Consider the following 3,626-nt stretch of genomic DNA (forward strand, 5'->3'; position numbering starts at 1 on the left):
AGGGTCACACCAACTTAATGGCACTGCCATCAAGGATTCGATGAAGCAGGAAGGAAACGTCAAACTCTCTATCAATCAGGCTTTCGAGGTCTGTGAGTAAGTTTGAGTAAGTTTTCCAGAACGGAGAACCTCTGATTGTACTCTTGGAAAAGTTTTCCTAGAGCTACAGATGGTGAAGCTATAATTCGGCAGTTGGAACTGGTATGGCTAAGACGCTAGTCTAGAGAGCCGATGGAAAAGCAATAGTGAGCATTATGAGTACCATTAGACTGTCGAGACATTTTTGGAAAAAAATAGCAGATTTGCGGTTTAGAGGGATCGCAATTAATTTTGCTCAGTTAAAAGTGCTGCGTCGCCTCACCGAACCTTTCGCTCTACAGATAGGTTTAGCTTTTGCCCTTACTATTGCTATGCTGGGAACGCCAGCACGAGCCCTTCAAGTAGAGGTGGCACCAGCCAATCCCAAACTAGGCGATACCTTGGTCGTATTTATACAGCAGAATCCAGAAATTAACAGCACTCCGACTGTAACAGCAGGAGACAAAACTTACCAAACGTTTTTGGTGGGCTCCCGTTTTCGCGCTTTCGTGCCGACAACACCTCTAGAAAAACCTGGTTCTCGGCTGATTCGCGTTACTGCCGGTACGGAGGTACAGAATCTTACAGTACAGGTAGCCTCCCGTTCTTTCCCCACCCAACGCATCCGCTTATCTGGAGGGGGAACAGAACCCACACAGCACGAACTAAACCGCGTCAGCGCGTTTAAAAGACTCGTGACTCCAGAAAAATACTGGAATGGGCCATTTGTAGCCCCAAATCGCGGTAGAATCAGCACCGTTTACGGAGTGCGCCGCTACTACAACGGCGTCTTTGCGAACGACTACTACCATCGCGGAGTAGACTATGCTGGTGGATATGGTTCGCCAGTAGTTGCTCCAGCAGGCGGTCGAGTAGCTTTGGTAGGAAGAGTTTCTGAAGGGTTCCGACTGCACGGCAACACGATCGGCATCGATCACGGTCAAGGTGTAACCAGTATATTTCTGCACCTGAGTCGCATCAACGTCCAGGAAGGAGATTTCGTACAGGCAGGTCAAGTCATTGGTGCGATCGGTTCTACGGGTGCCTCGACCGGTCCTCACTTACACTGGGGATTATACGTAAACGGAGATTCCGTCGATCCAACACCTTGGCGATATCAAGGAATTGAATAAGCTAGTTGTTTGATGAGATATATAAAATGCACTACCTTCAAGATCTTACTAAATTGCACCAAACCACAGTGAGCCAAACAGGAAAAAGCGATAAGGAGCGAGATTTATTGCTAGACTCCTGTAAGAGTTTTCGATCGATTGTCAGGATCGAAACTTCTGGAGCTAAGCGGCATCGGGGCGAGGTGGGATAGTCGAAGGGGTGTCTAAGAACGATAGAGGCGTTTTGACACTCTCCGCGCTAAAAGCGACGGAGATTCTTTAGAAGAAAATCAGACTCCGTAGTTTGATTTTTAACCATACTCCCTGCCATAGCTTTGACCATTTCAACCGTCAAGTATTTATGCAATACAGTGTCACGAATCTAACAGTTAGGCGAGATATTTCTGCATCAAGGCGGTGTCAATTGCCTCTAGACTCTCCGAGTTTCCTCATTGAGCTTACCTATATGTACACGCAGCCCAGAAGTTTTATCCAGTCTAGAATTCAAGGCTGGAACCCCCTAGTTTTATGTCGCTGTCCGAGTTCTGTTTGTCGCTCCCCAATTTGGGTTGATTTCAGACCCCTGACGTTACGGCAAACCTTACGGCGAAGTATCTCACGCGGAAGTGCCTACCGACTGGCTAACGGCGGAGCGATCGGTTCTTTGCTAACAGTAATTATATCAGTTTGTCGGCGGTTAAAACCGCTATTTCGCTTGACTCTCAGCACTGAAATGGCTGTGTTTCCCGCTTCGGAGGCATCGTTATGACTATCGAAAAAATCGTCGAGCAGGCGCTACAAGATGGTTATTTGACACCAGCGATGGAAGCAGAAGTGGCACGCATCTGCGACACTGCCTCCGAGCTTTCCATAGAAGAGTATATGGCCCTGGATCGGTTGATGGGGTCGCTGTTGACCGGTGAAGTAGTCGCGGTACCGCGCAAGCAGTTCATTAACGTGATGGAAGAGTTGGTGCTGACAGAAGCAATCTCAAGAGTGGCGGAAATAGAAGCTACCAGCAATCGTGCCTTGGATGTGGGCGATATAGCCGCTTACGCCCTCAACCGACTGCCTCCTCTGTACGCTACTACAGAAGAAGGTGCCAACTATCAACGTCAGCGTGCTAGGGAAGAACTTCAGGAATTGATTACTCAGCAAGTCCGCGAGGCGATCGTCCGCAACTTGGCCCAACCCCAATTAGATCCTTCCCGGCAAGCGATCGGCAAAAGCAAAGATGTACTCAAGCAGGTAAGCTCCTTACTAGAGGCATATGCTCCCTCATTTGAGCAAAAACCAGAATTCTAGAACAGCAGCCCAGTTATGCGATGGAGTGATAGCCCTTAATTTTTAACCGTTATCGGCGTACCCAAACTCAGCCGATCGTAGAGCGCCTGGATATCGCGATCGCGCATTCGCAAGCAACCGTGGGATACAGGCTGCCCCACGAGTTCTGCTTGATTTGTGCCGTGAAAGCCGATCGTATGGCGTCCGTCCGACCAAAAACCAATCCATCTAGTTCCTAAAGGATTATCGGGCCCAGGCCCTAAAACAGCCCCGGTGATGGGATGTCGCCATACCGGGTATTTTTGCATTTTCAGAACTCGGAAAGAGCCGATCGGCGTTTGCCAGCCTTCCTGACCGACAGCAACCGGATAGCTAACTTGCAACTTATCATTTTCGTAGAGATAGACGCGGCGATCGCTCAAATCCACAACCAAACGCACGCTCTTTGCCAATGCTATACTGTCAGGCCCATACTCAGGTAGCGAAACAAATTTTCGACTCTCATCATCAATAGTTATCTGGGAAGAAGCTTCTCCCTTCTCTGTCTGTCCTCTGTCTGGCGTCAAGTCCGCAATTTGCCATTGCACGAACAGTAGTAGAAAAGCAGTACCAAAGCAAAGCAGCATCAAGCTGCGACAGAGCAACTCATTTTTTAACATGACTGGCCATTGCAAAACAGCTATCGATTGTTGTTAAGCACTAGCTACTGATTGGCCGATTGCTAAGGTATGTTTGCTTATTTTGTGCTTTTTGGCACAACTAACCCCAGGAAGATACGAACTCAGACTCCTCCAGACCTCAGAACCGGAAAATTTTGACTTTTTTACATAACTTCTATCTAAAGAAAGATTTAAAACTGTCCCTTTATAGAACAAAGATTTTATCATCTCCCTTTTTAGACTCTAAACTTACCTATGTATATACCCAGTTTATAGCCAGTGCATTCAGGAGTATAAAGTACGGTATTAGCAGCCCTTCCTCAAACGTGATTTCCGGGTAGAGTTAAATATTGGTGCTACCGAAGTCGGCAAAAAGGAAAAGAAAGCTTTACCGAAATTAATGGGTCTAAAGCCTCCCCCTTCCAGGGGGACTTTTCTTGATTCGTGCTAGAATAATTTATGTCAGGCACAACAACGTAAAATGCTGGTATTT

The 3,626-nt window shown here is 47.4% G+C and carries 4 protein-coding genes; 3 read left to right on the forward strand and 1 reads right to left on the reverse strand.

The window, feature by feature from the left end; translation table 11 throughout:
• Positions 1–254 precede the first annotated feature (254 nt).
• From H6G03_RS36980 to H6G03_RS36990, 3 genes are all read left to right on the forward strand, one after another.
• Positions 255–1,211 carry a M23 family metallopeptidase gene (locus H6G03_RS36980; RefSeq protein WP_190475907.1) on the forward strand — a complete coding sequence of 319 codons (957 nt, stop codon included), beginning with the start codon at positions 255–257 and terminating at the stop codon, positions 1,209–1,211.
• A gap of 340 nt (positions 1,212–1,551) precedes the next feature.
• Positions 1,552–1,959: a hypothetical protein gene (locus H6G03_RS36985; RefSeq protein ID WP_190475908.1), complete on the forward strand. Its 408-nt coding sequence runs from the start codon at positions 1,552–1,554 to the stop codon at positions 1,957–1,959.
• The gene (locus H6G03_RS36990; protein WP_190475910.1) at positions 1,956–2,495 is read left to right on the forward strand and encodes a late competence development ComFB family protein; all 540 of its coding nucleotides are present in this window, start codon (positions 1,956–1,958) and stop codon (positions 2,493–2,495) included. The genes H6G03_RS36985 and H6G03_RS36990 overlap by 4 nt, the downstream gene beginning before the upstream one ends.
• 35 nt (positions 2,496–2,530) lie before the next feature.
• Here H6G03_RS36990 and H6G03_RS36995 read toward each other — a convergent pair whose 3' ends face one another.
• Entirely contained in the window at positions 2,531–3,133 is a 603-nt protein-coding gene (locus H6G03_RS36995; RefSeq protein ID WP_190475912.1) for a L,D-transpeptidase, read from the reverse strand.
• Positions 3,134–3,626: the final 493 nt, after the last annotated feature.

It is taken from the genome of Aerosakkonema funiforme FACHB-1375, from assembly GCF_014696265.1.
In the GTDB taxonomy this organism is placed as follows: Bacteria; Cyanobacteriota; Cyanobacteriia; order Cyanobacteriales; family Aerosakkonemataceae; genus Aerosakkonema; species Aerosakkonema funiforme_A.